The 26,309-nt window shown below is 49.7% G+C and carries 25 protein-coding genes; 2 read left to right on the top strand and 23 right to left on the bottom strand.

The window, feature by feature from the left end; translation table 11 throughout:
• Positions 1 to 107: 107 nt before the first annotated feature.
• The 9 genes from ADU23_RS33220 to ADU23_RS17010 form a co-directional block, all read right to left on the bottom strand.
• The gene (locus ADU23_RS33220; protein ID WP_176707764.1) at positions 108 to 278 is read right to left on the bottom strand and encodes a hypothetical protein; all 171 of its coding nucleotides are present in this window, start codon (positions 276 to 278) and stop codon (positions 108 to 110) included.
• A gap of 93 nt (positions 279 to 371) precedes the next feature.
• Entirely contained in the window at positions 372 to 815 is a 444-nt protein-coding gene (gene dtd / locus ADU23_RS17040; protein WP_053374825.1) for a D-aminoacyl-tRNA deacylase, read from the bottom strand.
• A gap of 51 nt (positions 816 to 866) precedes the next feature.
• On the bottom strand, positions 867 to 3,047 hold the full coding sequence (locus ADU23_RS17035; RefSeq protein WP_053374824.1) for a RelA/SpoT family protein: 2,181 nt from the start codon (positions 3,045 to 3,047) through the stop codon (positions 867 to 869).
• Positions 3,048 to 3,237: 190 nt separating this feature from the next.
• Entirely contained in the window at positions 3,238 to 3,765 is a 528-nt protein-coding gene (locus ADU23_RS17030; RefSeq protein WP_053374823.1) for an adenine phosphoribosyltransferase, read from the bottom strand.
• A gap of 49 nt (positions 3,766 to 3,814) precedes the next feature.
• A complete protein-coding gene (recJ, locus tag ADU23_RS17025; protein WP_053374822.1) occupies positions 3,815 to 5,827 on the bottom strand; it encodes a single-stranded-DNA-specific exonuclease RecJ in 2,013 nt (670 codons plus the stop codon).
• 32 nt (positions 5,828 to 5,859) lie between these two features.
• Positions 5,860 to 6,777 (bottom strand): cation diffusion facilitator family transporter, encoded by a 918-nt coding sequence (locus tag ADU23_RS17020; RefSeq protein WP_053374821.1) that lies wholly within the window; start codon positions 6,775 to 6,777, stop codon positions 5,860 to 5,862.
• A gap of 104 nt (positions 6,778 to 6,881) precedes the next feature.
• A complete protein-coding gene (gene secF / locus ADU23_RS32180) occupies positions 6,882 to 7,796 on the bottom strand; it encodes a protein translocase subunit SecF (RefSeq protein ID WP_082311122.1) in 915 nt (304 codons plus the stop codon).
• On the bottom strand, positions 7,786 to 9,018 hold the full coding sequence (gene secD / locus ADU23_RS32175) for a protein translocase subunit SecD (protein WP_082198301.1): 1,233 nt from the start codon (positions 9,016 to 9,018) through the stop codon (positions 7,786 to 7,788). Before secD ends, secF begins: the two co-directional genes overlap by 11 nt.
• An 83-nt stretch (positions 9,019 to 9,101) precedes the next feature.
• A complete protein-coding gene (locus tag ADU23_RS17010; protein ID WP_053374820.1) occupies positions 9,102 to 9,341 on the bottom strand; it encodes a post-transcriptional regulator in 240 nt (79 codons plus the stop codon).
• A gap of 206 nt (positions 9,342 to 9,547) precedes the next feature.
• On the opposite strand from ADU23_RS17010, the gene spoVB reads away from it, so the two are divergent.
• Positions 9,548 to 11,116, top strand: a complete 1,569-nt coding sequence (spoVB, locus tag ADU23_RS17005; RefSeq protein WP_053374819.1) for a stage V sporulation protein B — start codon at positions 9,548 to 9,550, stop codon at positions 11,114 to 11,116.
• A 54-nt stretch (positions 11,117 to 11,170) separates the two neighbouring features.
• Here spoVB and ADU23_RS17000 read toward each other — a convergent pair whose 3' ends face one another.
• Positions 11,171 to 11,950, bottom strand: a complete 780-nt coding sequence (locus ADU23_RS17000; RefSeq protein WP_053374818.1) for a DUF421 domain-containing protein — start codon at positions 11,948 to 11,950, stop codon at positions 11,171 to 11,173.
• A gap of 203 nt (positions 11,951 to 12,153) precedes the next feature.
• Between ADU23_RS17000 and ADU23_RS16995 the strand changes: the two genes are divergently transcribed.
• On the top strand, positions 12,154 to 12,546 hold the full coding sequence (locus ADU23_RS16995; RefSeq protein WP_053374817.1) for a TIGR04086 family membrane protein: 393 nt from the start codon (positions 12,154 to 12,156) through the stop codon (positions 12,544 to 12,546).
• An 80-nt stretch (positions 12,547 to 12,626) separates the two neighbouring features.
• Here the strand turns inward: ADU23_RS16995 and yajC are convergent, their stop codons facing one another.
• The 13 genes from yajC to ADU23_RS16930 form a co-directional block, all read right to left on the bottom strand.
• Positions 12,627 to 12,935: a preprotein translocase subunit YajC gene (yajC, locus tag ADU23_RS16990; protein ID WP_053374816.1), complete on the bottom strand. Its 309-nt coding sequence runs from the start codon at positions 12,933 to 12,935 to the stop codon at positions 12,627 to 12,629.
• 14 nt (positions 12,936 to 12,949) lie between these two features.
• A complete protein-coding gene (gene tgt, locus ADU23_RS16985; RefSeq protein ID WP_197286073.1) occupies positions 12,950 to 14,083 on the bottom strand; it encodes a tRNA guanosine(34) transglycosylase Tgt in 1,134 nt (377 codons plus the stop codon).
• Between the two features lie 22 nt (positions 14,084 to 14,105).
• On the bottom strand, positions 14,106 to 15,152 hold the full coding sequence (queA, locus tag ADU23_RS16980) for a tRNA preQ1(34) S-adenosylmethionine ribosyltransferase-isomerase QueA (protein ID WP_053374814.1): 1,047 nt from the start codon (positions 15,150 to 15,152) through the stop codon (positions 14,106 to 14,108).
• 10 nt (positions 15,153 to 15,162) lie between these two features.
• Positions 15,163 to 17,283: a SpoIID/LytB domain-containing protein gene (locus ADU23_RS16975; RefSeq protein WP_053374813.1), complete on the bottom strand. Its 2,121-nt coding sequence runs from the start codon at positions 17,281 to 17,283 to the stop codon at positions 15,163 to 15,165.
• On the bottom strand, positions 17,261 to 17,740 hold the full coding sequence (locus ADU23_RS16970; protein ID WP_053374812.1) for a thiol-disulfide oxidoreductase DCC family protein: 480 nt from the start codon (positions 17,738 to 17,740) through the stop codon (positions 17,261 to 17,263). The genes ADU23_RS16975 and ADU23_RS16970 overlap by 23 nt, the downstream gene beginning before the upstream one ends.
• A gap of 6 nt (positions 17,741 to 17,746) precedes the next feature.
• Entirely contained in the window at positions 17,747 to 18,748 is a 1,002-nt protein-coding gene (gene ruvB / locus ADU23_RS16965; RefSeq protein WP_053374811.1) for a Holliday junction branch migration DNA helicase RuvB, read from the bottom strand.
• Between the two features lie 19 nt (positions 18,749 to 18,767).
• On the bottom strand, positions 18,768 to 19,403 hold the full coding sequence (ruvA, locus tag ADU23_RS16960; RefSeq protein ID WP_053374810.1) for a Holliday junction branch migration protein RuvA: 636 nt from the start codon (positions 19,401 to 19,403) through the stop codon (positions 18,768 to 18,770).
• The gene (gene ruvC, locus ADU23_RS16955) at positions 19,400 to 19,903 is read right to left on the bottom strand and encodes a crossover junction endodeoxyribonuclease RuvC (RefSeq protein WP_053374809.1); all 504 of its coding nucleotides are present in this window, start codon (positions 19,901 to 19,903) and stop codon (positions 19,400 to 19,402) included. Before ruvC ends, ruvA begins: the two co-directional genes overlap by 4 nt.
• A 235-nt stretch (positions 19,904 to 20,138) precedes the next feature.
• Positions 20,139 to 20,774 carry a BofC C-terminal domain-containing protein gene (locus ADU23_RS16950; RefSeq protein WP_053374808.1) on the bottom strand — a complete coding sequence of 212 codons (636 nt, stop codon included), beginning with the start codon at positions 20,772 to 20,774 and terminating at the stop codon, positions 20,139 to 20,141.
• A 157-nt stretch (positions 20,775 to 20,931) separates the two neighbouring features.
• A complete protein-coding gene (locus ADU23_RS16945) occupies positions 20,932 to 22,923 on the bottom strand; it encodes a LysM peptidoglycan-binding domain-containing protein (RefSeq protein WP_053374807.1) in 1,992 nt (663 codons plus the stop codon).
• A 249-nt stretch (positions 22,924 to 23,172) separates the two neighbouring features.
• The gene (pheA, locus tag ADU23_RS16940) at positions 23,173 to 24,042 is read right to left on the bottom strand and encodes a prephenate dehydratase (RefSeq protein WP_053374806.1); all 870 of its coding nucleotides are present in this window, start codon (positions 24,040 to 24,042) and stop codon (positions 23,173 to 23,175) included.
• A 2-nt stretch (positions 24,043 to 24,044) separates the two neighbouring features.
• Positions 24,045 to 25,013 (bottom strand): homoserine kinase, encoded by a 969-nt coding sequence (gene thrB, locus ADU23_RS16935; RefSeq protein WP_053374805.1) that lies wholly within the window; start codon positions 25,011 to 25,013, stop codon positions 24,045 to 24,047.
• 5 nt (positions 25,014 to 25,018) lie between these two features.
• Positions 25,019 to 26,305: a homoserine dehydrogenase gene (locus ADU23_RS16930; RefSeq protein WP_053374804.1), complete on the bottom strand. Its 1,287-nt coding sequence runs from the start codon at positions 26,303 to 26,305 to the stop codon at positions 25,019 to 25,021.
• Positions 26,306 to 26,309: the final 4 nt, after the last annotated feature.

The raw sequence follows: 26,309 nt of genomic DNA, 5'->3' as shown, positions 1-26,309 counted from the left end.
AAAAGAAGTTAGAGATTGATTACAGAAATATTACAATTTCGAAAGCGTTTTTACAGAACGTGCAGAAAGCCGCCCTTGCTGCACGCTCGGACGGCCGTCTGATCAAACTATAAAAGTCCCGAATTATCGCGGCGAGGCTGCTGCGGGAAACCCGCCCATTCTTCAGCCGCTTCAATGTCATCCTCTAGCTCTGCAAACACCTTAGCTTCTCTGCGGTCCGGATGAAGCAGCCTCCGAGAGATTCTCTCGATGCCTTGCTCCTTGCGTGATTGATGCATTCGTGGTTTTCCTCCAATACGGCAATCTGCTCGCCAGAAGTTCAAAAACTTCTTAGCAATGCTTCCTGTCTATTGTTTCCCACGAACGGATTCTTAAGCGCCGCTCTCCAAAATTAACGTCACCGGGCCCGAGTTAACAAGCTCCACATCCATCATCGCCCCGAAGCGGCCTGTCGCAACGACAAGGCCCATCGAACGAAGCGTATCGTTAAAGGTATCGTAAAGCTGCTCCGCTTGCTCCGGCCTCGCTGCCGCCATAAAGTTCGGCCGCCTGCCTTTACGGCAATCGCCATATAACGTAAATTGCGATACAGACAAAATCTGTCCACCGATGTCTGTAACGGAATGATTCATTTTGTCCGATTCATCCTCGAAAATGCGAAGATTAGCAACCTTGTCCGCCATCCATTTGACGTCCGCTTCCGAGTCCCCATGCGTCAGACCGACCAGCAGAACGAGTCCAAAATCGATTGCGCCCACAGTCTCGTCCTCAATGACGACCTTCGCCTGCTTGCTGCGCTGCACAACAACCTTCACCGCTTAAACCTCCGATATTTGCTTCGCCCGGTCCATGCAAGGTCCAAACGATTATTGCATAATACGCTGAACGGAATAGATCTCCTGAACGCGTTTTATTTTCTCCACGACGGCATTCAGATGCTCAATGTTGCGGATAAGCACCGTCATATGAATAAGCGCCATTTTATTTTTAACCGTACGTCCGGTAACGGCTGAAATGTTCGTTTTGCTCTCTGATACCGCCTGCAGCACTTCGTTCAGAACCCCTCTGCGATCGCTGCCCGTAATCTCGATATCCACGCTGTAATTAGCCTCGATGGATTCTTCCCACTCGACTTCTATGACGCGTTCGCCCTCTTCACCTTGATCGCCGATCGGAATGTTCTGGCAATCCATCCGGTGGACGGAGACGCCGCGGCCGCGCGTAATATAGCCGATTATCGAATCGCCCGGCACGGGGTTGCAGCAGCGCGCGAACCTGACAAGCAGGTTGTCGATTCCCCGAACCGTCACGCCTTGGTTAGGTCTCGTTTTGCGATTGCCCGGAGACTTGATCTCCTTCACTTCGCTCGTCAGCTCAAGCTGGCTTGCGAGCTCCGCTTCCCTGCGCATCTTCTCAGTCAGCTTCGTACAAATTTGCGCCGCCGTAATGCCGCCAAAGCCGATCGCGGACATCATATCCTCAATATCGTTAAAAGTGAACTTCGCCGCAGCTTCCTGCAGCTTATCGTCCTGCATCCAAGCAGACGGCTCAAGGCCAAGACGCTTCAGCTCGCGCTCAAGCAAGTCCTTGCCCTTCGCAACGTTCTCCTCGCGCCGCTCCTTCTTGAACCACTGCCTGATTTTACTGCGGGCATGCGAGGATTGTGCGATTTTCACCCAATCCTGGCTTGGTCCGTACGAATGCTTAGAGGTTAGAATTTCAACAATATCGCCAGTCTTTAGTTTATGGTCAAGCGGTACGATGCGCCCATTCAGCTTCGCGCCAATCGTCCGGTTGCCGACTTCCGTATGAATGCGGTACGCAAAATCAAGCGGCACGGAGCCGGCAGGCAGCTCAATGACTTCGCCGCTAGGCGTGAACACAAATACGAGATCGGCAAAAAAGTCCATCTTGAGCGATTCCATAAATTCAGATGCATCGCGCGCTTCATGCTGAAGCTCCAATATTTCGCGGAACCAGGACATTTTATCCTCAAAGTTGCCGCCTGGCACAAGAGACCCTTCTTTGTAGGCCCAATGCGCCGCGATTCCGTACTCCGATGTCCGGTGCATTTCCCATGTTCGAATCTGCACCTCTGTAGGCTCTCCATTAGGGCCAACAACCGTCGTATGCAGCGATTGATACATATTCGCCTTAGGCATAGCGATATAGTCCTTAAAGCGGCCTGGCATCGGTTTCCAGAGTGTATGGATAATTCCGAGGGTCGCATAACAATCTTTGATGTTATCGACGATGATGCGAATCGCAAGCAGATCGTAGATCTCGGTAAATTGTTTATTGCGGTCGGTCATTTTTTTGTAAATGCTGTACAAATGCTTAGGGCGTCCGGAAATATCACCCTCAATGCCCATTTCATCAAGCTTCTCCGTTATGCGGGAAATAACATCATCGATAAATTGCTCGCGTTCCGCACGCTTCTTCTTCATCAAATTGGCGATGCGATAGTATTGCTGCGGATTCAAATAACGAAGCGCAATATCTTCCATTTCCCACTTGATTGCCGAAATACCAAGCCGATGCGCGATCGGGCAAAATATTTCCAGCGTCTCGTAGGCGATACGCCGCTGCGCTTCCTCCGATTGAAACTTGAGCGTGCGCATATTGTGCAGGCGATCTGCCAATTTAATGAGAATGACGCGAATGTCCTGAGCCATTGCGACGAACATTTTACGGTAATTTTCGTTCTGCTGCTCTTCCTTGGAACGAAATTGAATTTTTTCGAGCTTCGTTAGACCGTCTACCAGCATCGCACAGGTTTCGCCAAATTTCGCGCGAACCGTCTGCAAATCTACTGTCGTATCCTCAACGACATCATGAAGCAATGCCGCAATAATCGACAGCACGTCCATTTGCATATCAACAAGTATATCCGCAACCGCTACGGGGTGCAGGATATACGGCTCTCCCGATTTCCTCACTTGACCGTGATGGGCTTGTTCCGCAAAGTCATAGGCTTCCTGGATGCGTATAAGGTCCTGCTCTTTCATATAGGCGGATGCCTTCTCGAGTAAATGCTCAATGCCCATGAAACGTCCCTTTCTGTTTACACTCCTGGCGGATCCCATTCATGCGTTTTCCGAGTTTTTATAATATTATGCCTGTTATAGCGGCACCGCGTCAACTACCGGAGAGCTTCTGTAATAAAATAAAACCGCCTGCCCTCGCGATTGAGGGAACAGGCGGCATATTTAGAGACGGTTTGCACCGCTTCATTTATTAGTAAGTCATTAGGGAGAAGACATCGATTCCGTCAAGCTTCTCGCGGCCCGTAAGATACGAAAGCTCGATTAGAAATGCCGCTCCAACCACTTCGCCGCCAAGCTGGCGGATCAAATTAATGGAAGTTGCAATCGTGCCGCCTGTTGCAAGCAAATCATCAGCAATCAAGACGCGTTGGCCTGGCGTGATAGCATCTTTGTGCATGGCAAGCACATCATTGCCATACTCCAAATCGTAAGAAGCCGTAATCGTCTCGCCTGGAAGCTTGCCGCTTTTGCGGATTGGAGCAAAACCTACGCCAAGCGCTAGCGCCAGCGGAGCGCCAACGACAAATCCGCGCGCTTCCGGCCCAGCGATGATGTCAATTTTCATGTCCTTAACAGCGACGCGCAATTCTTCGATGGCAGCGCGGTAAGCCCCGCCGTCTTTCAGAAGCGTTGTAATATCTTTGAAACGGATTCCTGGCTGCGGGAAATCTGGAATTACCCGAATATAATCTTTGAAGTTGTATTGCGTGTTAGACACAAGAGGTCAACCCTTTCCATTTCAACAAATTGGTTTAAAATCTCATACGTTATACTAATAATTGGGATGCTTCAAATTGCTGCTTAGCCTCTCTATAGCGAGCGGAAGCAGACAAATCTTGTTTTTGCGGCGACGGTGCCGCAATCATTTGGCCATTCCCTCGTTCAATGAACTGCAGCTCCTCGAACACATCCAGCATGAGCTCCACCGTCTCTAAGGATAAACCGCTTTGCTGCGATAAGCGAGCGTTTAATCCTTCCAGCGGCGCTTGCCCTAGCTGCTTTAGCCGCTGATAGACTTTCCCGAAATGCTCGCGGTCCGGAAAATCTGCCGCTGCCGGATCAAAGTGAACATCGTGCAGCTGCAATTGCGGCTTACGCTGCCCGTTCCATTCGTTAACGGATAACTCGCCGATCACATCGATTTTGCTGCCCGGCTTAAGCTTCTCCGCCAGCATCCCCATGCTAAAGCCAATTCCGTCTAACATTCGGCGTCCGCCGCCAAGCGACAGCTTCAAATGCTTCGACTCCTTGCCTATCGTGCGCCGATCCGCAAGCTCCGTCCGCTGGAACAGCAGCCTCGGCGATGGATTTCCCATCCCGAACGGCTCCAGCTGCGCAAGCTCGGTAATCGTCTCAAGCGTCGCCTCGTTGACTGAGCATACAAGGTCGACCGATGTTTTTGGAATCCAATCATCAGCGCTTAGCCACTCAGAAGCAAGTGTGCCTAGACGCCCTTCGAACTCAAGCAATCGATCGCGATGAAGGCTCATGCCCGCAGCAGCCTGATGGCCGCCGTAATGATCGAGCAGCTCATCACAGGCTGTAAGCGCCGCATGCAGGTCAAAGCCTTCTATGGAGCGCGCAGAGCCTTTACACATCCCTGTCTGCTCATCTATGCCAAGAATAATAACCGGCTTATAATTTCTCTCAAGCAGCTTTGAAGCGACAATCCCAATGACGCCTACATTCCAGCCTTCGCCGGCAAGCACGATGACAGGCGGCGAATCTATCCCAGCCTCCGCTGCTTCCGTAACCTTTGTCTGCCACTGCTGCTCCGCTTCCTTCACGATACTCTCAACAACGCGCTGCCGTTCCTTGTTTAAGCTGTCGAGCCCGATTGCCGCCAAAATCGCATTGTCGTAATCCTCGGTCGTCAGCAGCTCAACCGCACGCTTAGCATGATCCAGCCTGCCTGCTGCATTAACGCGGGGCGCCATGCCAAATGCTACGTTTGTTGCAGTGAGGCCTTCCAGCTCAATGCCGCCGGCTTCTGCCAATGCCCGAAAGCCAACGCTGGTATGGCTGCGCAGCCTCTCGAGGCCGTATCGCACCAAAATGCGATTCTCATCCTTCAGCGGCATTAAATCGGCAATCGTACCTAAGCATACGATGTCAGCCCATTCGAGCGGGGGCCGCTCCAGCAAGGCATGCGCCAATTTGAAGGCGACGCCAACGCCGGCAAGCCCTTTGAAAGGGTAGCCGCAGTCCGCCTGCTTCGGATTAACGACAGCGGCTGCCTGCGGGATTTGCTCCGGCGGCTCATGATGATCGGTTACGACGACATCGATGCCAAGCTGCTTCGCATATTCGATTTCTTGAACAGCGCTAATGCCAGTATCAACCGTTACGATTAAGCCGATTCCTTCCGCTGCCGCAAGCTCGATCGCTTTGTTGTTCAAGCCGTAGCCTTCCAAGGCACGATGTGGAATATAGTAGTCAAAATTGTATTGCAAGGAACGAAATAAATGGACCAATAAAGAGGTGCTTGAGACGCCGTCCGCGTCATAATCGCCATAAATCCTTATTTTCTCGTTGCGGGCGCCAGCTAATCGGATTCGATCAACAGCCGCCTTCATGCCAAGCAATAAATAAGGATCATGGAAATGCTCCTGTCCGCCTCGCAAAAAACGTTCCGCCGCCGCGACGTCATCATAGCCGCGCTGAACGAGCAGCCTTGCTACTAGCGGAGGCACGCTAAGCCCAGCAGCCAGATTTTTCGCTTTGTCCTCATCGGTTAAAGACCATGGCGCTACAGCCCACCTTGTCTTCCTTTGAATCATGTTGCTTTCCCCTCTCCTGCTGTTGGCAGATCTTATTGCAGCAGTGACGGCATCTGCTCCTGATTCGGATCATGATTGGACTTGTACGGATAACCAGGATCATAAGGCTCAACATAAATCGAAACATCCGTTACATGTATAAAACGTTTCATAACGAGCTGTTTTACCCGTTTTGCAATCTCATGACCCTCAAGAACAGAAATGCGCGGATTAACGCTTATTACCATTTCTGCTATGACATAATGCCCGTGCTCTTTCGCTCTCATCGACTGCACGGTGACGACTCCTTCAACGCGCTGAACGAGCTGCATCAGCTCATCGGGATTTTCCTCCGAGACGCTGCCGCTGCCGTCTTTGCGAATGAAGACCGTAGCCATTCTATAACCGTTGATGACGACGATAACCGCAATGACGATCGCTGCTGCCGGATCAAAATAGTAGAACACCGGAACGGACAGCATTTTGCCCATAATGGCTCCGCTTGCTCCTATCAAAGCAGCCGCCGAGCAATAAAGGCCGGTCAATCGATCCTTCGAAGGAAAAAACAATTGCTGAACGATTAAAGAAAATGCAATCGCCGCAACCGCACTCCAATGAGGAGCGCTTGTCACGCCATTGGAAATATCCCGGATTGCGGATATTCCGATCTCAAGGCCAATAATGAGAAGCACGACAGACAATAAAATCGTAGTCGCAGCTTCTCCTCTTGTGTCCTCCGCTTCCGAAGGCGCGTTTGGCTTTGCTGTTTTGCGCTGGCGGCTCGCCCGTAAACCTGAAATAGCCATAATGCCAGCGGCAACCTCGGCTGCCGTTCGAAATGCATCCGCAAGCAGTGCCTTGCTTCCTGACAACCAACCTATTATGCCTTTAAATAGTGCCAGCAGCATGTTTCCCCATAAGCCGGCCCAGCTTGCGGACTCTGCTTTTGCATATCGCTGTGTGGTTGACATTTGTACCTCCTAAAGATTTTGCGAATGCAAAATCTACTTCGTAAGCGTGTGCTTAGATTTTGCGAATGCAAAACCGCAAAACCTACTTCGTCAGCTTAATACAATTAAGCTGTCGGTTTAACAGCAACCTTCGGTTTTTGCTTCCCTTTAAGCAGGAGCCAAAGCGGGCTCGCGATACATATCGAGGAGTAAGCACCGCTTGTAAGACCGATGATTTTCGCAAGCGCGAACAGCTTGATTGACTCGCTTCCGAAAATAAACAAACAAACCGCTACGACCAGCACCGCTAATACCGTATAAATATTACGCGCCATCGTTTGCCAAATGCTTGCATTGACCATCTCCGCAAGCTGATCGCGGTTTTTGAACTGACCGAAACGGAGATTCTCGCGAATCCGGTCAAAAATGACGATTTTATCATTGATGGAGTAACCGATCGTCGTCAGCACCGCCGCGATGAACGGGAGATCCACTTCCAATCGGAAAATCGAGAATAGCGCTACAACGACAAACGCATCATACAAAATCGCAATGTTCGCCGCTAACGCAAAGCGCCATTCGAAACGAATCATCACATAGATCATAATCGCAACGCTCGCGATAAGAATCGCCCAGATCGTTTTGATTCCTAGCTCTTGTGCCATATCAGGCGATACGACGTTTACCTCGGCCGATACTTGATCGCCGAATTTCGCTTTGAATGCGTCTTGAATTTCTACGATTTTGGCCTGTGTAAGCACCTCGTCAAAACGAGCGGAAACACGTTCGTTTCCAGTACCGCCCACCGTAGGCGTAATGCCCTCGATTCCTGCTTTCACAAGAATTTCTTTGGCATCCTGCTGCGTAACCGCTTTGCCTACTAAAATATCCATATTCGTACCAGCCTTAAAATCCACCCCGAAGTTGAGGTTGAAAATAAGCAAGGACAAAATACCTACTACGGTCAATGTGATTGAGAACAGAAAGAACTTGTTGCGGTTCCCAATAAAGTCATAACGAATTTTTGTATTAAAGTTCACGGATTTCTGCCTCCTTCACGCCGTAATAGCTTGGTTTTGTAAACAGATTGCTCTTAATAAGCAGCATAATCAAAAATCTAGACAAGAAAATATTCGTAAGCATACTCACTAGAATACTGAAGATCATCGTCAGCGCAAAGCCGCGAATCGCGCCATTGCCGATATAGTACAATACTGCACTCGCGATAATATTCGTAATGTTAGCATCCATGATCGTACGGAACGAGTTTTTCGAGCCTGACTTCAAGGAAGACAGCAAGCTTTTGCCGCTGCGAATCTCCTCTTTAATCCGCTCGTACATGATGATATTCGCATCGACCGCCATACCGATACCGAGTACGAAGGCCGCTATACCAGGCAAGGTTAAGGTCGCATTCATTAAATTGAACACAACGATCAAGAGCCACGTATAAGTAATGACCGTAATGCCGGCAACAACGCCTGGAATACGGAACAAGATGATTAGGAATACCAAAATAATTACCGTACCGATAATGCCCGCCTCAACGGTGTCCTTCAATGATGCAAGGCCAAGCTTAGCGCCTACGGATTGGGTATATTTTTCAGTCAGCTTAAGCGGCAAAGCGCCAAGGTTGATCATATCAGCCAGCTCATTTGCTTCGTCTACCGTGTATTCACCAGAGATTTGAGCGGATCCGCCGGAAATCGGAAAGTTAACTTTCGGTCTGGACAGCTCTTTGTCATCGAGGTAAATAGCTAAGTATTGGCCCGTCAAACGAGTCGTAATTTCCTCGAATTTCTTCGCGTCTTTCAGTTCGATGGTAACGAACGGTTTGCTTAAGCTATCGTAACCGATGCCAGCGCCGTTTGGTTTGAAATCACTGCCATCAAGCTCAATCTTGTTGTCAGGACCGCGGAAAGTCAGATTGATAGGCTTGGCAAGAATATCTCTTACCTCATTCTCATTCGCAACTCCGGCTAGTCTCAAACGAATACGGTTAGCGCCTTCGGTCGTAATCTCAGGCTCAACAATACCAAGCTCGTCAATCCTTTTCTCCAAGCTTCTTGCTGTTTCTTTCAGTGACTCAGGCGTAACAGCCTGTCCGCCCTCAAGTGGCGAAGCTTCGTACAAAACCTCAAATCCGCCTTTTAAATCAAGGCCTAGCCTTACGTCTTTTACCAGCGATGGGCTTGTCCAAGCGATAACGCCAAACATAATGACTACGATCGCAAGGAAGGCAATAATTCTCTTCCCGAACATACGTCTAAATCCCCCTTATGATCTCAATATTCCTATTATACAGACGCGGCAAAATCGAGTCAAAAAAAAAAGAAACCCTCACCTTAAAATTGGGTTCCCTTATATGCGCTTATCGTCATGAAATTCATGAATTTCATCACCTTTAGAGATAAAATATCGTTCACTAATTCGTGAAGCTCGGGCTGACCGGTTTTATTATATTTCTCGCTAACGCACTCCCAAACCTCTTGGCCTGTGACGTGCTCATAGCCAATTAATTGAAATTCCTCCGCTTTGCTGTTGCATAGCTCCTCGATCATTCGGATTAACTCTTCGTCTGCCATGCTGCGCCTCCTAAATACTTCTCTAAACCAACTATTCGCTATGGCTTTGCCATATTCCTGCCCGTATAAACCCTAATCCGCAAAATGAATGACATCGAATCGGACATGCCGAGCATAAAGATGATAGTACCGGCCTGTCTCATAGCTTCGTCTTATACCGAGGCTGAAGCTAACCAGCTATTCCACGATAGAGAAGAGGGTATTATATGATGACGAAGCAGACCAAACAAACCTTTATTAAGGGAGCCATGATTTTACTTGCCGCTGGCATTATTAACCGGTTGCTTGGCTTCGTTCCGCGTATCGCTCTGCCACGCATTATTGGCGCAGAAGGCGTCGGCTTATATCAGCTCAGCTATCCGTTTTTAACCGTCATGCTCACCATAATTACAGGCGGCATACCGCTGGCCGTTGCGAAATGGATTGCGGAAGCCGAATCACAAGGCGACTCAGCGCGCGTGAAATATATTTTTCGAACCGCGATGGCATTAGTTACCTCGCTTGGCATTTTGATGACAGCCATAATGCTGCTTTGTGCCCCGTGGATCATGAAGCATGTACTGCCGGATGCCCGCGTATACCGCACATTTATGGTGATGACGCCGCTTTTGCTTATTATCGGCATTTCCTCGGTTTACCGCGGATACTTTCAAGGCAAACAAAATATGATACCGACCGCGGTATCTCAAACCGTCGAAACGATTCTGCGCATCATTGCATCGCTCTCCTTTGCTTATATGCTCCTTCCTCTTGGGGTGGAATGGGCGGCGGCAGGCGCTATGCTCGGCGCTGTCGTTGGCGAGATCGGCGGATTAGCTGTACTTCTCTGGAAATATTACCGAGACAAGTCCCGGATTAAAGAAGCGATAGGCAGCCCCAACCAATCCGCTTCCAAAAACGTCCCCGTCCTGCGCAGGCTGCTTGGACTGTCGATTCCGGTAACGGGAAGCCGGATGGTTGGCTCTTTATCTTATTTGCTTGAATCGATTCTTACTGCGCGAAGCTTAGCGGCTGCTGGAATTGCAACAGGCATCGCCACCGCACAGTATGGCGCTCTGCAAGGAATGATTGTTCCGCTTTTGCTTTTGCCGACCGCACTAACTTACTCCCTTGCCGTTTCGTTAGTCCCTTCTCTGTCAGAGGCTGCCGCAAAGGGCGAAAACGCCTTAATCCATAAAAGGCTTCATCAATCGCTCAGGCTGGCTCTAGTATCAGGCGCTCCCTTTGTCGTAATTATGACGCTGTTCGCAGAACCGATTTGCCGCATTTTATATAATCACACCGAAATCGCCCCGATGCTGCAGCTCATCGCGCCAGTCGGTATTTTCATTTATTTGCAAGCGCCGCTTCAAGCCGCGCTTCAAGCGCTCAACAAGCCTGGAACCGCATTAATCAACACGCTAATCGGTGCGATCGTCAAGCTATTTATTATTGTGCAGCTCGCATCCGATCCTGAATTCGGCATATACGGAGCCTTAATCGCCATCAATGTCAACATTGTGCTTGTCACCGTTTTGCATGGCATTAGCGTCCTCCGCTTCATCGGCTTTCACATGAAAATTGTTGATTTTGTAAAAGTTGGCGCAGCTATGCTTATCATGGGCGCAGCAGCGCAGTTTACGATGAATCGTCAGCCGCTACCGGCAGAATGGATTAACCTGATGCTCGCGTGCGCCGCAAGCGTAATCGTCTATTTGCTGCTTATGGTAGCGATGAAAATCATTGATCGCCATGACATAAAACGAATTCCTATATTGGGCAACTGGCTTAAATGAGGCAGCATGTCGTGAATAAAGCGAAAAAGCGTTAAAGAAAGGGCAGCCCTCTCTTTAACGCTTTTTTTTGTCATGCATATCAACAAACAGCTTGCCCTTATGGTCAATCGTGCAAAAGAATACGTCCTTGAAATCTAATACGCCTCTCTCCTGAAGAACGTTTTTAAGCCAAAATCTCGTTTTCTCCAGCTTTTCCAAGTTTTTATCCTGCACTTTGCCATCCATAATGAGCGGCACGGGCAAAATTTCGAAACGATATTTCGGCGGGATGATATTGTCCATATTGAAATTTTTAAATTTTTGGTCTGAGTGATCTGTTGGCTGATCATCGTTATCATTGTTTTCAGAAGCATCAGAGTTATCCTTCGGAATGACGGATAGCTTCCCGCTTGTTTCCAATATGGCAAATTCGACATCCGATACGGCGCTGATCTTATTTTCCCTTAGCTGAAGCATCAAATCATCTAAATTATAGCGTTGCTTTCGCATAACATCGCTATTTAACTTGCCCTTGTCAATAATGACGCTTGGCTTGCCATCAAACAACAGCCTTAGCTTTCTGCTTTTCATCGTCATAAATGCACTGCCAATCTGTATAAGCAGCAGCAGCACCATTGGTAAAATGCCGCTCCACATGGAGCGTTCCATGTCTTCGATTACGATGACGGCAATTTCCGCGATCATGACTGAAATAACGAGATCGAACACCGAAAGCTTTCCGATTTCTCGTTTTCCCATAAACCGCATGATCAAAAATACGACGAAATAAATGATCACCGTCCGAATCAACAGGCTCCAAAATTCCACCGGAAACCGCCTCCTCGACTTTGTCATACGAGCTGATGTCAGCTGTGTTTGTCCGTACAGCTATTCTGACCTACGCTTATAGACATCATACTGAGGCAACTTACACGAATATATGGCAATGGCCCAATTTTTCCCGATAAATACTTGCTAACGCGAGGATAAGTTGTACTATTCCTTAATGCTTGACCATATGGTTTAGTAATACGTACCTTTTGTTGGGGGGAAATTTGATGAGTTCGGTTAAACAAGCTCCTAAACCGCCATTAATTGCTTCACCTTTGCTTGCCGGAGTGCTCTTCTCCATTATTTGGTTGGCAGTTGGCGCCTTGCTGCTCTCGCTGCTTTTGCATTTTACCAGCATGAAAGAGAGCAGCTTGCCTGCCAATGCATTATTGGTGCATGGATTCGCTTCACTTGCGGGCGGCTTTACCTCTGGAAAACGATCGGAGAACAAAGGCTGGTACAATGGCGCATTGCTCGGCTTATTGTATGGCGTCATTGTCATCATTATCAGTTTTCTTGCTTCAAACGCTTCGATATCGATGCACAGCCTCCTCCTGCTAGGGGCATCTCTGCTGGCTGGCGCCTTTGGCGGCATGATCGGGGTTAATATGAAGAAATAAGCTTCTTAACTTGTTTACAAAAATAAAAAAAAGAGCGGCTGACATCGTTACATGTCAGCCGCTCTTTGCGCTTAAGTATATTACTCCGTTACTGCTGGTGCTGAGTTAATGATCGTGTTGATTGCGCTGCGCTCGAACGTCATTTTTGTTGTATCGTTTACACGAAGAACAACCGTATCGTCGCTGAGTTCCACAACCGTACCGTGCAAACCACCAATTGTTGAAATTTTATCGCCTTTTTTCAATTGGTTAAGCATGGAAGTACGTTGCTTTTGTTTCTTCTGCTGCGGACGGATAAGTAAGAAATAAAACACCGCAAACATAAGCACAAACGGCCAAATCATACCTAAAATATTACCTGAACCACCTGCATCTGCTGCTAGCCACATCGAAATCCCCCCTTTCAAAACCCTTTCTCATTATCGAACAGGCCGTAGCTCGTGAAGAAGGAATCCCGGAAATCAAGCAGCCGGTCTTCCATAATCGCTTGCCGAACGTCCCGCATGAGTTGTAGCAAGAAATGCAAATTGTGATACGTGGTCAATCTCATACCGAAAGTCTCATCGGCTTTAATTAAATGCCGAATATAAGCCCGCGAGTAGTTCGTGCATGTATAGCAGGAGCACTCTGGATCTAATGGACCAAAATCTTCGGCGTATTTCGCATTTCGAATGACAAGTCTGCCTTGGCTAGTCATCGTTGTCCCATTCCGGGCAATTCGGGTCGGCAGTACGCAGTCGAACATATCGATGCCGCGGATAGCGCCTTCAATCAGCGCGTCCGGCGATCCGACTCCCATTAGGTAACGCGGTTTATTAGCCGGCAAAATGGGAACCGTATAATCGAGAACATCGTACATAAGATGCTTAGGCTCGCCTACACTCAGTCCACCAATAGCATACCCCGGGAAATCCATGGAAGTCAAATCGTTTGCGCTTTGAATACGCAAATCTTTGTACATGCCGCCCTGCACAATCGCGAACAATCCTTGATCATGAGGCCTTGCATGCGCTTTGAGGCAGCGCTCTGCCCATCTAGTCGTCCGCTCCAGCGATTTCTTCACATAATCATGCTCAGCCGGGAAAGGCGGGCATTCATCAAATGCCATCATAATATCCGAGCCTAGCGCGTTTTGAATTTCCATCGCTACTTCGGGTGAAAGAAATTTTTTGTCGCCATTGAGGTGGGAACGGAAATGAACGCCCTCTTCCGTAATTTTGCGCATTTCGCTTAAGCTGAACACCTGAAAACCGCCGCTATCCGTTAGAATCGGGCGATCCCAGTTCATGAACTTATGCAGGCCGCCTGCATTCCGAACGATGTCATGGCCTGGTCTAAGGAACAAATGATACGTATTGCTCAAAATAATTTGAGCATCCATCGTTTTAAGCTCTTCCGGACTCATGGTTTTGACGGTAGCCTGCGTGCCTACCGGCATAAAGGTTGGCGTCTCGATAATGCCATGGGGAGTATGCACCCGCCCAAGCCGAGCACCCGATTGTTTGCATTGTTTGATTAATTCATATTTTACAGCCACAATTCACGCTTCCTATTCCTAATTAGTAAATAAACATAGCATCGCCAAAGCTGAAAAAACGATAATCATGCGCGACCGCTTCCGCGTAGGCTTTCATGACAGCATCACGTCCAGCCAGTGCGCTTACGAGCATAACCAGCGTAGATTTTGGCAAATGAAAATTGGTGAGAAGAGCATCGACGAGCTTAAACGAATAGCCCGGAAAAATAAAAATGGACGTCCAGCCGCTGCAAGCTTCAATAGGTTTGCCCTCGAAGCGTGCCGCAACCGTCTCTAATGTCCTTGATGAAGTTGTCCCCACAGCAATTATACGTGCTCCGCGCTGTTTGGCTTCATTTATTATCGCGGCATTTTGTTCATTCAACTCATAATACTCCGCATGCATCTCATGATCCTCAACAAGCTCTACAGACATCGGACGGAATGTGCCTAGTCCTACGTGCAGCGTAACATATGCTAGCTGAACGCCCTTAGCTTGAAGCTTCTCCAGAAACTCATCCGTAAAGTGCAGACCCGCGGTCGGCGCGGCAGCCGAGCCGGCATGCTTCGAATAGACCGTTTGATATCGCTCTCTTTCCTCAAGCCGCTCCTTGATATAAGGCGGCAATGGCATTTCGCCAAGACGGTCCAGCAGCTCTTGGAAGATGCCCTCGTACTCGAACTTTATCGTTCTTCCGCCCATCTCGCCTTCCTGCTCGATGACTGCGCGCAGCAGCGGATTGCCTTCTCCGTCGTCTCCGAAGGATAGTGCCGTACCGACCTTAAGCCGCTTAGCAGGCTTGCCAAGAGCTTCCCAGCGGTCGCCTTCAAGCTGCTTAAGCAGCAGCAGCTCGATCTTGGCTCCCGTGTCACTCTTCATTCCTGTCAAGCGGGCAGGTATCACTCTAGTATCATTTAATACGAGCACATCGCCGGCTTGGACATAGTTCACCAAGTCGGTAAATTTGTTGTGTGTAATTTCACCTGTCTGCTTATTAAGAGCAAGCAGCCTTGATGCTGTTCTATCCAATAGAGGTGTCTGAGCGATTAAGCGCTCCGGCAATTCAAAATCAAACCATTCTACGTTCATATCGATTCAATCATTCCTTAGCGATGGTTACATCTTTGTAGTAGTATTTCAAAATATATTGATAGTCATACCCTTGCTGCGCAAGGCTTAATGCGCCGTACTGCGATAATCCGACTCCGTGGCCGTTGCCAGAGCCTATAATGCGATAAGAAGGCTCCTTCGTTGCTGCCCTCATCTGGCCGCTTCCATCTAAAACAAACAAGTTAGCGTCAACAACCTGAGCGGTTTTGCCTCCTGCGCCAATCGCATACACCGGCGCCGTATCCGCCGGCTTATTGCGTGTCGCCGAGCTTGCGCCAAGCAAAGCGACCTTGGCTGTCTCCTCGATTTGGAACAAGGTGCTCGGCAGCGAGCCTTGTACGCCTAATGCAGCCCTGTAATCAACCGGATAGGAAACCGCGACCTTTTGACCATTTGCCGTCACTTCCGTTGCACGCCCGGAAACGCCGCGCTGGCTCACTTCTAACGTTTTTAGCGGACCTGATATTGCGGTCTTCGATTTTGAATTAATAACGGCAAGCATTTCTTGCGCAGTATAAGGGCCGCGTACCCATGACATCGAATTGGATTCTACGCTTTTCTCAAGTACAACAACCTGTGTTCCGCTCTCCGCCTGCGCAATGACAGGAATCGTATCTTGAATGAGCGGATGCTTGCGCACCTTAGTAGCATTCGTATTTACTTGCATGATTTTGCTGCCTGCTGCCGTCGTTTGTCCGGTCTCATCTAGCAAATCCTCGCGAATGTAACCAATTGCTCCGCTTGGAAGCACCACTCTGTACCAGTTGTATAAACCTGCCTCTGACGAGGTATCCGGGCTTTTCACCGCTTGCAGGTATGGCACCGCGTTGTTCCAAATCTCTTTGGCATCAGCGGTAATGCCTCCGCCATTGGCAGAGAACAGCGCTTCTATGACCTTGCCATTGTACAAAGCGACCTCGCCTGCCGTATCATTTACTGCGGCTATTGTGGATGGACGCTCTGAGCCTACGCCATAATAAGCCTGGCTTAATGTCGTATCCACAACATGCGCGATTTGGAAGCCGAAGCCTTTGTTCAAAGCAAACGAGCGTGCTGCTACAGCTTGCGCTTTTAATGCCTCTGCCGGCCATGTAGGATACATTTCGACGCCTACCACCGAATATAGGTATTGCTCGAAAGGAAGCTCGTTTATGACGGCCATGCGCCCATTAAGCACGCTTAGCTCAAACACGCCGCGATAGCTGCGATTGCTTCTCTCAGCCAGCTTGATCGGATCCGAGCCAGCCGGGGATACCGCTATTTTCGTATCGCTTCCTGCAAACATATAAAGCTCGGAGCTATTCTCTGCTTGAGCGCTGACGGAATGATCATTTCTTACTAACAAGTAAGCAGCCTTTGCATCAGCTTCCTTCAACGCCCCACCGCCTGCAGCCTTTGCAGCCGCCGCCTTCACGATTTGAAGCTCCGCATCCGTCACGGCTGCTCCTACCATGACCGAATAGCTTGCTGCGCCAGCTTGCGCTGAACGGACAGCTACGAAAGCATCGAGACCTACGGCGCCAAAGCCGCTTGCGGCCGCCTGAGCAGCGTCCTTGCTGGCGACAGGAGCGCTTTCTAGATGAAGCGGACCTTGGAGCAGCGACTTAAAGCCGCCGGATAGCTTGGATAGCTCGCCATCGCCATTCCATTTTGTTTGTGCCGTTGTCGCTTCAGCTGCAGTCTTATATGTACCTTCTATAACTTGATAGACGATTGCGCCGTTTTTGGATAGCGATGTCAGGGAAGCTGCTCCCTTCAACGCTTGTACCCTTTTGAATACAGCCTGCGCTGCGCCGAAATTAGAAGACTCAAACACTTTTACTTTAAAGCTGTCTAGCGTAAACCGTGCCGAAGCAGCTCCATTCACGCTAAATAGATCGCTTGTGCCATTTGGCTGCCTTACGCCAATATTCATGCCGCCCGCTGACGAGAAAGTCGCAACAGCAGTCGTATCATCATATTTCCCAGGCAATTGCATGAATAAGGCAACCCGGATGTTATCCAGCTTCGGAACCGCCGCCTGTGACGGGGAACCTGTCCAAGCCGAAGCGAGCAAAAGAATCGCCGCAGCCATAATGATGTATCGCTTAAAGGATTGTTTCGTTTTCATGCTTGTTATTCTCCCCTCCGCTTTGCGGTAACTCGCACCCATTAATCGAACAGCTTTGTTCGGTCTTGCCAAACCATTCATATCTTCTGCTTGCGATAAACCGATAAATATAATTAGCCGCTCTTTTCATTCCCGGTATTCGGTAAAAAGCAGAAAGCCAGCGCAGGCCCTTTACCGTTCTCAATATCCGAACGACTCCGTCCGCTCCAGCAAATAGCTCGCCTCTCTCATCGGCAACATGCATTTTCTCGTACAGCTCTTCAAATTTCAATGACCGAATATGCGGGACAAGCTTCTGCGCTTGTCCTTCTGCTTCCAATTGCTGTATCTGCACATAATGCAAATCCGCCTTAGAATGGAGCTCCTTCAGCTTGGCTACGGAAGCAAGGCATAGATTGCATTGTCCATCGTAAATGACATAAAGCTTCTCCTTGTTGCCGCTTGCTATCGGGCTCATGAATGGCTACCTCCCGGGTATTGGAAGACCTAAATGCCGATAGGCGTTATCGGTAGCAATTCGGCCCCGCGGCGTCCGCTGCAAGAAGCCGATTTGCATGAGATAAGGCTCATACACATCTTCAATCGTTTGGCTTTCTTCACCAATCGTCGCTGCTATCGTATCAAGACCGACAGGTCTGCCGGCAAAAGTGGTCATCATCGCCTGAAGCATTTTGAAATCGATATTGTCGAGACCCATTGGATCAACCTGGAGCAGTTCAAGCGCGGATTGGGCGATGTCATGTGTAATGACGCCATCACCGCGTACCTGTGCAAAATCCCGCACACGCTTGAGCAATCGGTTTGCAATACGCGGAGTCCCGCGTGAACGCATCGCAATCTCCGAGGCCGCTTCCCCTACGATGCTGACATTCAAAATCTCTGCCGTTCTAGCAACGATAAAAGCCAGCTCATCCACCGTATAAAATTCTAATCGGCTGACCACCCCAAAACGATCGCGAAGCGGCGCTGACAGCAAGCCTGCCCGCGTAGTAGCGCCAATTAAGGTGAATGGCGGCAAATCAAGCCGCACCGAACGTGCGCTTGGTCCTTTGCCGATCATAATATCAAGCGCAAAGTCTTCCATCGCCGGGTAAAGCACTTCCTCCACCGTACGATGCAGTCGATGAATCTCATCGATAAAGAGCACGTCGCCCTCCTGCAGATTCGTCAGCAGTGCCGCCAAATCGCCTGGCCTCTCTATCGCCGGACCGGAAGTGGTGCGAAGATTGACGCCTAGCTCATTTGCGATAATGTTCGACAGCGTCGTCTTGCCAAGTCCAGGCGGACCGTATAGCAGCACGTGATCAAGCGCTTCTTTGCGCAATTTTGCCGCTTCAATATAAATTTTCAAGTTTTCCTTGGCCTTTGATTGTCCAATATATTCAGCCAAATAGCGGGGACGCAAACTAAGCTCCACCGCTTGGTCTTCCATCATTAGGTTAGCGGAAATGATTCTATCATCCATCTGCGTTCATCTCCTTCCGTTAGCCTTTAAACAGCTGCTGCAGCGCCCGCTTCATCAGAGAGTCGACCGTTTCCTCCGCCGTTACGCTATGCTGAAGCCCGTTCCATGCTTTGTCCAGCTCCGCAGCCGTGTAGCCGAGTGCCGCGAGACCTTCCCGCGCTTCCTGCCAAGCGGTGCCTGCGCCCTGTCCCGAATGTCTGCTCGATGTAAGATCAAGCGCAACGCCTGCTGCCGTTAATAAACCGCCGTCAAGCCCAGCGCCGATCAGCTTGTCCTTCAGGTCGAGAACCATCCGCTGCGCGGTTTTCTTCCCTATGCCGGGAAGCTTGACAAGGAACGCTATATTTTCCTGCTGAATCGCCGCAATGACTGCATCGGGCCTGCCGCCCGATAATATGCCTAAAGCGACGCGCGGTCCAATACCTGATACCTCAAGCAGCTTGCGGAACAAGGTCTGCTCCTCCCTCGTCTCAAAGCCGAACAACAAAATAGCGTCCTCGCGGACGTTATGGTGAATATAAACGGTAACTGGCTCTTCCTTTTTGGCAAATGCGTAAGGATTAGGTGTGAATACGCGGTAGCCTGTATCTCTTACGTCCAGAACGATATACTCGGAGTCCAAATGGACGACAATGCCTCTTAAAAAATCGATCACGAACGATTCACCTCATTAATTTTCTGGGTCAGAACGACGGAATGGGCATGGCAAATGGCTACTGCCAGCGCATCGGCGACATCATCCGGCTTAGGCACCGCCGAGAGCTTCAGAAACATTTTGACCATTTCCTGCACTTGCTTCTTCTCCGCTTTCCCATAGCCGACAACAGCCTGCTTCACCTGCAGCGGCGTATACTCGCCGATAGGCAAGCCGCGCTGCGCTGCCGCCAAAATAATGGCGCCTCTCGCCTGCGCCACGTCAAAGGCCGTCGTTACGTTGCGGTTAAAAAACAGCTTCTCAATCCCAACGGTATCCGGCTTATATTTATCCATCAAAGCGCCCGCAGACTCATAAACCTGCAGCAACCGCTGCTCGGGTGCCGTATGCGCTTCCGTTTGAATGGCGCCGTATTGCACGGGCGTAAGCTTATGTCCGATCTTATCTATGAAGCCAAATCCAACGATTGCATAACCAGGGTCAATTCCAAGAACGCGCAAACGGCCATCTCCTTAAAAGTTTTACAAGGTAAAACTTGCTTCGAAAGCATATGCTTAAAGTTTTACAAGGTAAAACTTGCTTCGAAAGCATACTCTCTGAAAGTTGCTTCATCCATTATAGCAAAAGATGGCGTGAATGAGAACGCGCGTTTGATATTTCAGCTTATTGGCCTAAACAAAAAGAAGGAGATCGCGCGATAGCATGCGATCTCCTTCTTTTTCTCTTGCTTGCCTGCTAATAGGCAGGCTTCATCACTTTTTGATTTTGCTCAATAGCATAGTCGCTATAGGTGGACAAAACGCTGTTGTATTCGTCCATGTCGTTGATACGAATCCCTTTCGTAAGCAGATCCAGCTTGTCCTGCGGCAGGCTGCTTTCCATATAGCGCACGTCGAGCTGAAAGAAGGTGCGAACGACCTTTTCCTTTTTGGGCACGCCGTCAAAGAGCGTTAGGTTTCCCTTCTTGTCCACGCCCATATAGGCGTTTGCCTTGCAATGCTCGGACATATCCTCGATCGTTTGCTCAAAATGCACCATGCTTTGCTCTGGATCAATCACTGCCTTCCACTCCGGATGAGCTTGCAACAGTTCTACGATCTGCTTGCTCATCATTCGTCCGAGCGGCTTCGACTCCTCGCCGCAAACATAAACCCGGTGCAGATTAACCGAAAGCGGCCCATCATGCTTCTCTAGCGTTTTAACGATGCTGCTTTGATGGCCTGCTAAATCTGGTGCGGCTAGCGCGTTCTCAGCAGATAAGGCTAGTGTGGCTGCCATTAAGCTGAACACGATAGCGCCTAGCGTCCACATTGGACGTCGTTTATTGCGAAGTCGTTTCTTCAAGTTTTTCCAAAGTCTGAATTCTATCATGGGGAAGACCCCTTCATTATATTTTTTGATAGTATGCGCCAATGTTACATAAATATTCAAAGCCTCCCTACTCAGCCCACTTCCTGCGATCAAAACGTAAAAAGAGCGCTCCAGAAGTTATTTAAGCTTCTGGGGCGCTCCTGTTCCAAACTTATGCTTAACGATTGATCCATGGCTGATTGCCACGTTTATTTTTGTTTGGGCGAGACGCCACTGTCCGGATAACCGCTTTTTTGTTGTTTTTCCGCGGTACAGTCGCTTTTGCCGCTTTTGGTATTTCTGCTTCGTCAATCTTTGCCGTATTTTGATCAGAACGGTTTCCCTTGCAGCCGCAGTCGCCTTGATTCACATTGCCAACCCCCGCTGTTTGCGGCCAATTTGGATACTGCGGGTATGGCATTGGATGTCCATAGCCATATCCGAAGTCAGGTTGCATATTCGCTGGCGAGACAGCACCGCCATGGCCATAACCATAATCAGGCTGCATGCTCGCAGGAGAAACGGCACTATTTCCGTAGCCATAACCATGCTCTGGCTGCATGCTTGCAGGAGATACCCAGCCTTGGTTCGGGCCGGTTGCTGCTGGCGATACCCAGCCTTGGTTCGGACCTGTCGCTGACGGCGATACCCAGCCTTGGTTCGGACCTGTCGCTGCTGGCGATACCCAACCTTGGTTCGGGCCGGTTGCTGCTGGCGATACCCAACCTTGGTTCGGACCTGTTGCTGCTGGCGATACCCAACCTTGGTTCGGACCTGTTGCTGACGGCGATACCCAGCCTTGGTTAGGCTCTACTGCCGACGGCGATACCCAGCCTTGGTTAGGCTGCGTCGAAAGCGGCATAATGCCTTGATTCGGCTGTGCCGATAAAGGAGATATCGCTTGGTTCGACAAAGACGCGAGTGGCGAGATGCCTTGGTTCGGCTGTGCCGATAAAGGCGAAATGCCCTGGTTCGGCTGCGTCGCTAGCGGCGAAATGCCTTGGTTTGGCTGCGTCGCCATTGGCGATACAAAACCTTGATTTGGAAATGCCGATGTTCCAGCAAGCATCTGGCTGTTTTCACCAGCATTTTCTTGAACGGGACTTACCATCGGTTGACCGTAACCCCAGCCTGGACCTGCGCTCATCGGCAGCGTTGAATGCGACGGGTAGCTGCCAACAAACACAGTTCCTGGAGGACAGTCAAATGGCGCTTCGCTGCCTTCACTAAGCGGACTTACCATGTTGCCAAAAGGCATCGGTTGCTGCCAGCCGCCATAGCCGTAGCCATGTCCTGTGTGTTCACCCATTACCATGGGCTGACCATAGCCGTATCCGCCAAAATTAGGCTGCTGGGCAGCCGGGGACACCATTTCGGGAGCTTTCGGCAAATCATACAACGACAATGCCTCTGTTGCCGGAATGCCATATTGCTTGAACAAATCAACATTCGGCTTATATTCGGAATGGATCGGTTTTAGCTTTTTCTCCACTGGCTTCTCAATCGGCAGCGCTTTTTTCGCCGGTTCCACTGCTGCGGCTTTAGGAGCAGGAAGCGGAGCAGGCGCGACCGGCTTCACGATAGGAGCTGTCGGTTTTTTCTCTTGAACCGGCGCGACCGGCGCCGGCGCGACTGGCGCGATAGGAGCAGTCGGCGTCTTGCCCGTAATAGGGCCAGTAGGCGTTTTCCCTTGGATTGGAGCGGTTGAAAGCTTCCCTACCAAGCCCTGCACGCCGTTCATAAGCGACGTCGGATGAAGCATGCTGGTACCGCCGCTGCCTTGGCCTGTTCCATGGCCTGCGCCATGTCCTGGCACTTCATGCGCGGAATCGTTTGATTTAGGTATGTTGACAATTTCTCCTGTTAGCAGAACATTCGGATTTTTGAGCTGTGGATTTGCTTTAATCATGTCTGCAAGCGGCACGCCCCAAGCTTTTGATAGCTTCCAAAGCGTATCCCCTTGTTTCACGACGTGTTGGTGCATGATGTCCATTCCGCCTCCTGATCCGCCGCCGGTCTGGCTTGACGGAATTTTTAGCTTCATCCCTACATCAATTGCATCCGGGTTCGTAATGCCCGGATTCAACTTCAAAATCTCTTCCAGCGACACGTTATACTTTTGGCCGATAAAGTACAAGGATTCGCCTTTTTTCACAATATGGATTTTCACTCGCTGTTAACCTCCTGTCACGTTCTGAATAACATGGCACGCTAATGCCTATTATCAATCCTTACATCCTATGCAGAACATGGGCAGGTGTCTCCACTTTCACAAAAAAAATAGTAAAAAAGCCGAGTTCACTCCTAAGAGCGAACTCGGCTTGCATGCACGCCATCTCTCCATCCAGCATTTTCAAGCTAAATACGGAGACGACTTTTCTATAGCGCTGATATTTCCATTACGCTTATGAAACGCAATTTATTTCTTAAACTCCGCAAAGCTTGGGTAGCTCCCCAGCACGCGTACCTGACAGCCGATTGCTTCGATTTCTTGAATGGCAGAAGGCAGCAGCACGGTATCAAGCGCCATTTCGATGTCGATGAAGAAATAGTAATTGCCGAGCTTTTTTTTCGTTGGACGCGATTCGATTCGGGATAAGTTGATTTTGCGCCAAGCAAAAGCAGATAGAACCTGGTGGAGAGCACCAGGATAATCCTCTGGCAGCGTAATTAATATGCTCGTCTTGATCTGATCGGATTGGCGAGCCGTGTATGGCTCTTTTCCGACCAGCAAGAACCGGGTATAGTTGTTGTCGTGATCGGTAATCTCGCTCGCAAGAACATCCAGCTTTTCGTTAGCGGCAGCAGTCTTGGTTCCGATAGCTGCCCATCCGGCGTCAGGGTTGTTTTGCACAATTCTTACACCTTCAGCCGTACTGCTGACATGCTCCGTTACCGCATGCGGCAAATGCGTTCGCAAAAACTGCAAGCACTGCGCAATTGCCACCGGGTGGCTGATCACTTTCGTAATCCGCGAGTAATCGATTTGCCCGTTGACATCTAACAGCTTCGATTGATGACCAATCAAGTTCTGAATAGACGGGTATACCCACTCCGCTTGAATCGGAAGATCTACCTCATGCACGAGCCAGTCCATATGTAAGCTCACGGAACCCTCAATCGTATTCTCGATCGGAATGATGCTGTAATCACTAATGCCATTAACCGTGGATAAAAACACATCGGAGATGAGCCGGTGATGCTTCCAGCTAATTTCTTCCCCTTGAAAAAAATGTCGAGCTGCCTCATCCGATACGGAGCCGGCAGGTAATACGGCTATCGTCTTCATAGCTACATTTCTCCTTTAATTCTATCCGGAAGAGGGATGGCAGGCTGCTTGGAAATATCCTCAACCGTAACTTGCGGACCTTGCACGCATGGCGACAGCCATAGCGTATTCGCTTCAATCCCCTCTTGCTTAAGCGTATCGATCAAAAATGGCTCCAGCTGCTCCGCGTATGCTTTAGCGTCAACAAACGCGATCAGCGTCGGCCCTGCTCCGCTTAACGCAACGCCAAGCGCGCCATGCTCAACCGCGCGCTCCAATATCGTCGACATGCCGGGAATAAGCGCTGCACGGTAAGGCTGGTGCAGCCGATCCTTCATGGCATATCGGATCATGCCAAGCTCTCCGCTGGCAAGCGCCGCGACGAGCAATGAACTGCGGCCGACGTTAAATACGGCGTCTGCCATGCTGACCTGCGACGGCAGCGCATGGCGCGCTTTCTCCGTCGACAGCTGAAAGGCTGGAATTGCAACTAACGTTGCAAGCCTCTCATTAGGCTCAATTCTCATATAATCGGCCCGCTCGCCATCCCAAGCAGCTACGATGATGCCTCCGAATAACGATGCGCCCACATTATCAGGATGCCCCTCTAATGCCGTTGCCATTTGGAACAGCTTATCGTCTGTAAGCGGACTGCCGATCAGTGCATTCGCCGCGACCAATGCGCCTACAATCGCCGAGGCGCTGCTGCCGAGTCCGCGCGTAAGCGGAATGTCGCTGTGCATCGAGATCGAAAGCTCCGGTACTTGTACGCCGGCTTCCTTGAACACGAGCTGCGCAACCTTATAGATAAGGTTAGATTTATCCTTCGGCAAACCCTTCATTTGGTCGCCATAAAATTGAAACTCGGTTTGCTCCGAGACCGTCATCTCAATCCATGCATACAAGGAGAGAGCCATTCCCAGCGTATCGAAGCCTGGACCTAAATTAGCCGTGCTTGCCGGTATTTTGACTATAACTCTGCGATTAATCATTCGGCTTACCCTTCTACGCGGTAGACGCTCTTCACTTCGTGAACGACATCCAGCGATTCGAACATGGCAAGCACCTTTTGCATAGCAGCTTTGTTCGCATCATGAGTAATTACGATAATTTCAACTTCCGGATTCGAAGGTGTCGGCTGCTGCAGCACAGATTCAAGGCTCACTTCAAAATCAGCGAACACTTGCGTGATGCGTGCAAGAACGCCGGCGCGATCCGCTACTTTAAGCAGCAAGAAATATTTCGAAGAGATTTGCTCGTCGGTCTTCAGCTTCTTCTCTTTGTATGCAAGGCTTGCTTGCTTGCCGTTTACGCCAAGCTTCAGGTTTTTCACGACTGCAACTAAATCGGATACGATCGAAGTCGCTGTAGGAAGCTCGCCCGCGCCTGCGCCGTAGAACATCGTTTCGCCAACAGCTTCGCCGTATACATAAACCGCGTTAAATACGCCGTTAACCGATGCAATCGGATGTGTTTGCTTCACCATCGTCGGCTGTACGCTAACGCTGATCAGATCATCTTGACGCTCGGCGATGCCAAGCAGCTTCACTTCATAGCCAAGACGCTTCGCGTACAAAATATCCTCTTTGCTTACCGAAGAGATGCCTTGAACCGAAACATCCTCAAGCGCTACGTTCGCGCGGAAGCCGATCGTAGCAAGAATCGTCATTTTGCGAGCTGCGTCAAGTCCTTCGACATCCGATGTCGGGTCAGACTCCGCATAACCAAGCTCCTGGGCTTCCTTAAGCACATCCAGATAAGAAGCGCCTTCTTGGCTCATTTTTGTCAAAATAAAGTTTGTCGTTCCGTTCACGATACCCATAATTTTGTTGATGCGATCGGAAGAGAAGCCTTCAACTAACGTACGGATAATCGGAATACCGCCCGCAACGCTTGCTTCATAAAGCACATCACAGCGGTTCTCCTGCGCTTTTGCCAATATTTCGGGACCGTGCAGCGCCATCAAATCCTTATTGGCTGTTACGACATGTTTGCCAAGGGAGAGTGCTTCCAAAATATATTCCTTCGTAAGTCCGATTCCTCCCATAACCTCAACGATAACGTCGATGTCGGGATGACGGATAATATCCCATGCATCCTCTGTAAGCTTATCTGGATCGATGGAAATATTGCGCGCTTTGCTCTTGTCCTGAACGAGCACTTTCTCGATTACGATCGGCGAGCCGACTTGACTTGCCAAGTCCTCCTGATGACCTTCAACGATGCGAACGACTCCTGTACCTACTGTTCCAAGACCTAATAGTCCAACTTTAACTGGCTTCATATAT

The sequence above is a fragment of the Paenibacillus sp. FJAT-27812 genome, from assembly GCF_001273905.1.
GTDB lineage: Bacteria > Bacillota > Bacilli > Paenibacillales > Paenibacillaceae > Pristimantibacillus.
The sequence above is the reverse complement of the archived record's forward strand: the minus strand, read 5'-3'. Positions and strand labels throughout refer to the sequence as shown.

Excerpts from the sequence above, each read along its gene's own strand:
- ruvB (WP_053374811.1), bottom strand. The coding sequence starts at position 18,748 with ATGGATGATAGAATCATTTCCGCTAACCTAATGATGGAAGACCAAGCG.
- yajC (WP_053374816.1), bottom strand. The coding sequence starts at position 12,935 with ATGTGGCTAGCAGCAGATGCAGGTGGTTCAGGTAATATTTTAGGTATG.
- ADU23_RS17020 (WP_053374821.1), bottom strand. The coding sequence starts at position 6,777 with ATGTCAACCACACAGCGATATGCAAAAGCAGAGTCCGCAAGCTGGGCC.
- ADU23_RS17035 (WP_053374824.1), bottom strand. The coding sequence starts at position 3,047 with ATGGGCATTGAGCATTTACTCGAGAAGGCATCCGCCTATATGAAAGAG.
- ADU23_RS17010 (WP_053374820.1), bottom strand. The coding sequence starts at position 9,341 with ATGGCAGACGAAGAGTTAATCCGAATGATCGAGGAGCTATGCAACAGC.
- ADU23_RS16930 (WP_053374804.1), bottom strand. The coding sequence starts at position 26,305 with ATGAAGCCAGTTAAAGTTGGACTATTAGGTCTTGGAACAGTAGGTACA.
- pheA (WP_053374806.1), bottom strand. The coding sequence starts at position 24,042 with ATGAAGACGATAGCCGTATTACCTGCCGGCTCCGTATCGGATGAGGCA.
- recJ (WP_053374822.1), bottom strand. The coding sequence starts at position 5,827 with ATGATTCAAAGGAAGACAAGGTGGGCTGTAGCGCCATGGTCTTTAACC.
- ADU23_RS33220 (WP_176707764.1), bottom strand. The coding sequence starts at position 278 with ATGCATCAATCACGCAAGGAGCAAGGCATCGAGAGAATCTCTCGGAGG.
- ADU23_RS16970 (WP_053374812.1), bottom strand. The coding sequence starts at position 17,740 with ATGAGCCCGATAGCAAGCGGCAACAAGGAGAAGCTTTATGTCATTTAC.
- queA (WP_053374814.1), bottom strand. The coding sequence starts at position 15,152 with ATGAACGTAGAATGGTTTGATTTTGAATTGCCGGAGCGCTTAATCGCT.
- ADU23_RS17000 (WP_053374818.1), bottom strand. The coding sequence starts at position 11,950 with ATGACAAAGTCGAGGAGGCGGTTTCCGGTGGAATTTTGGAGCCTGTTG.
- secD (WP_082198301.1), bottom strand. The coding sequence starts at position 9,018 with ATGTTCGGGAAGAGAATTATTGCCTTCCTTGCGATCGTAGTCATTATG.
- thrB (WP_053374805.1), bottom strand. The coding sequence starts at position 25,013 with ATGATTAATCGCAGAGTTATAGTCAAAATACCGGCAAGCACGGCTAAT.
- spoVB (WP_053374819.1), top strand. The coding sequence starts at position 9,548 with ATGATGACGAAGCAGACCAAACAAACCTTTATTAAGGGAGCCATGATT.
- ADU23_RS16975 (WP_053374813.1), bottom strand. The coding sequence starts at position 17,283 with ATGAAAACGAAACAATCCTTTAAGCGATACATCATTATGGCTGCGGCG.
- ADU23_RS16995 (WP_053374817.1), top strand. The coding sequence starts at position 12,154 with ATGAGTTCGGTTAAACAAGCTCCTAAACCGCCATTAATTGCTTCACCT.
- ADU23_RS16950 (WP_053374808.1), bottom strand. The coding sequence starts at position 20,774 with ATGATAGAATTCAGACTTTGGAAAAACTTGAAGAAACGACTTCGCAAT.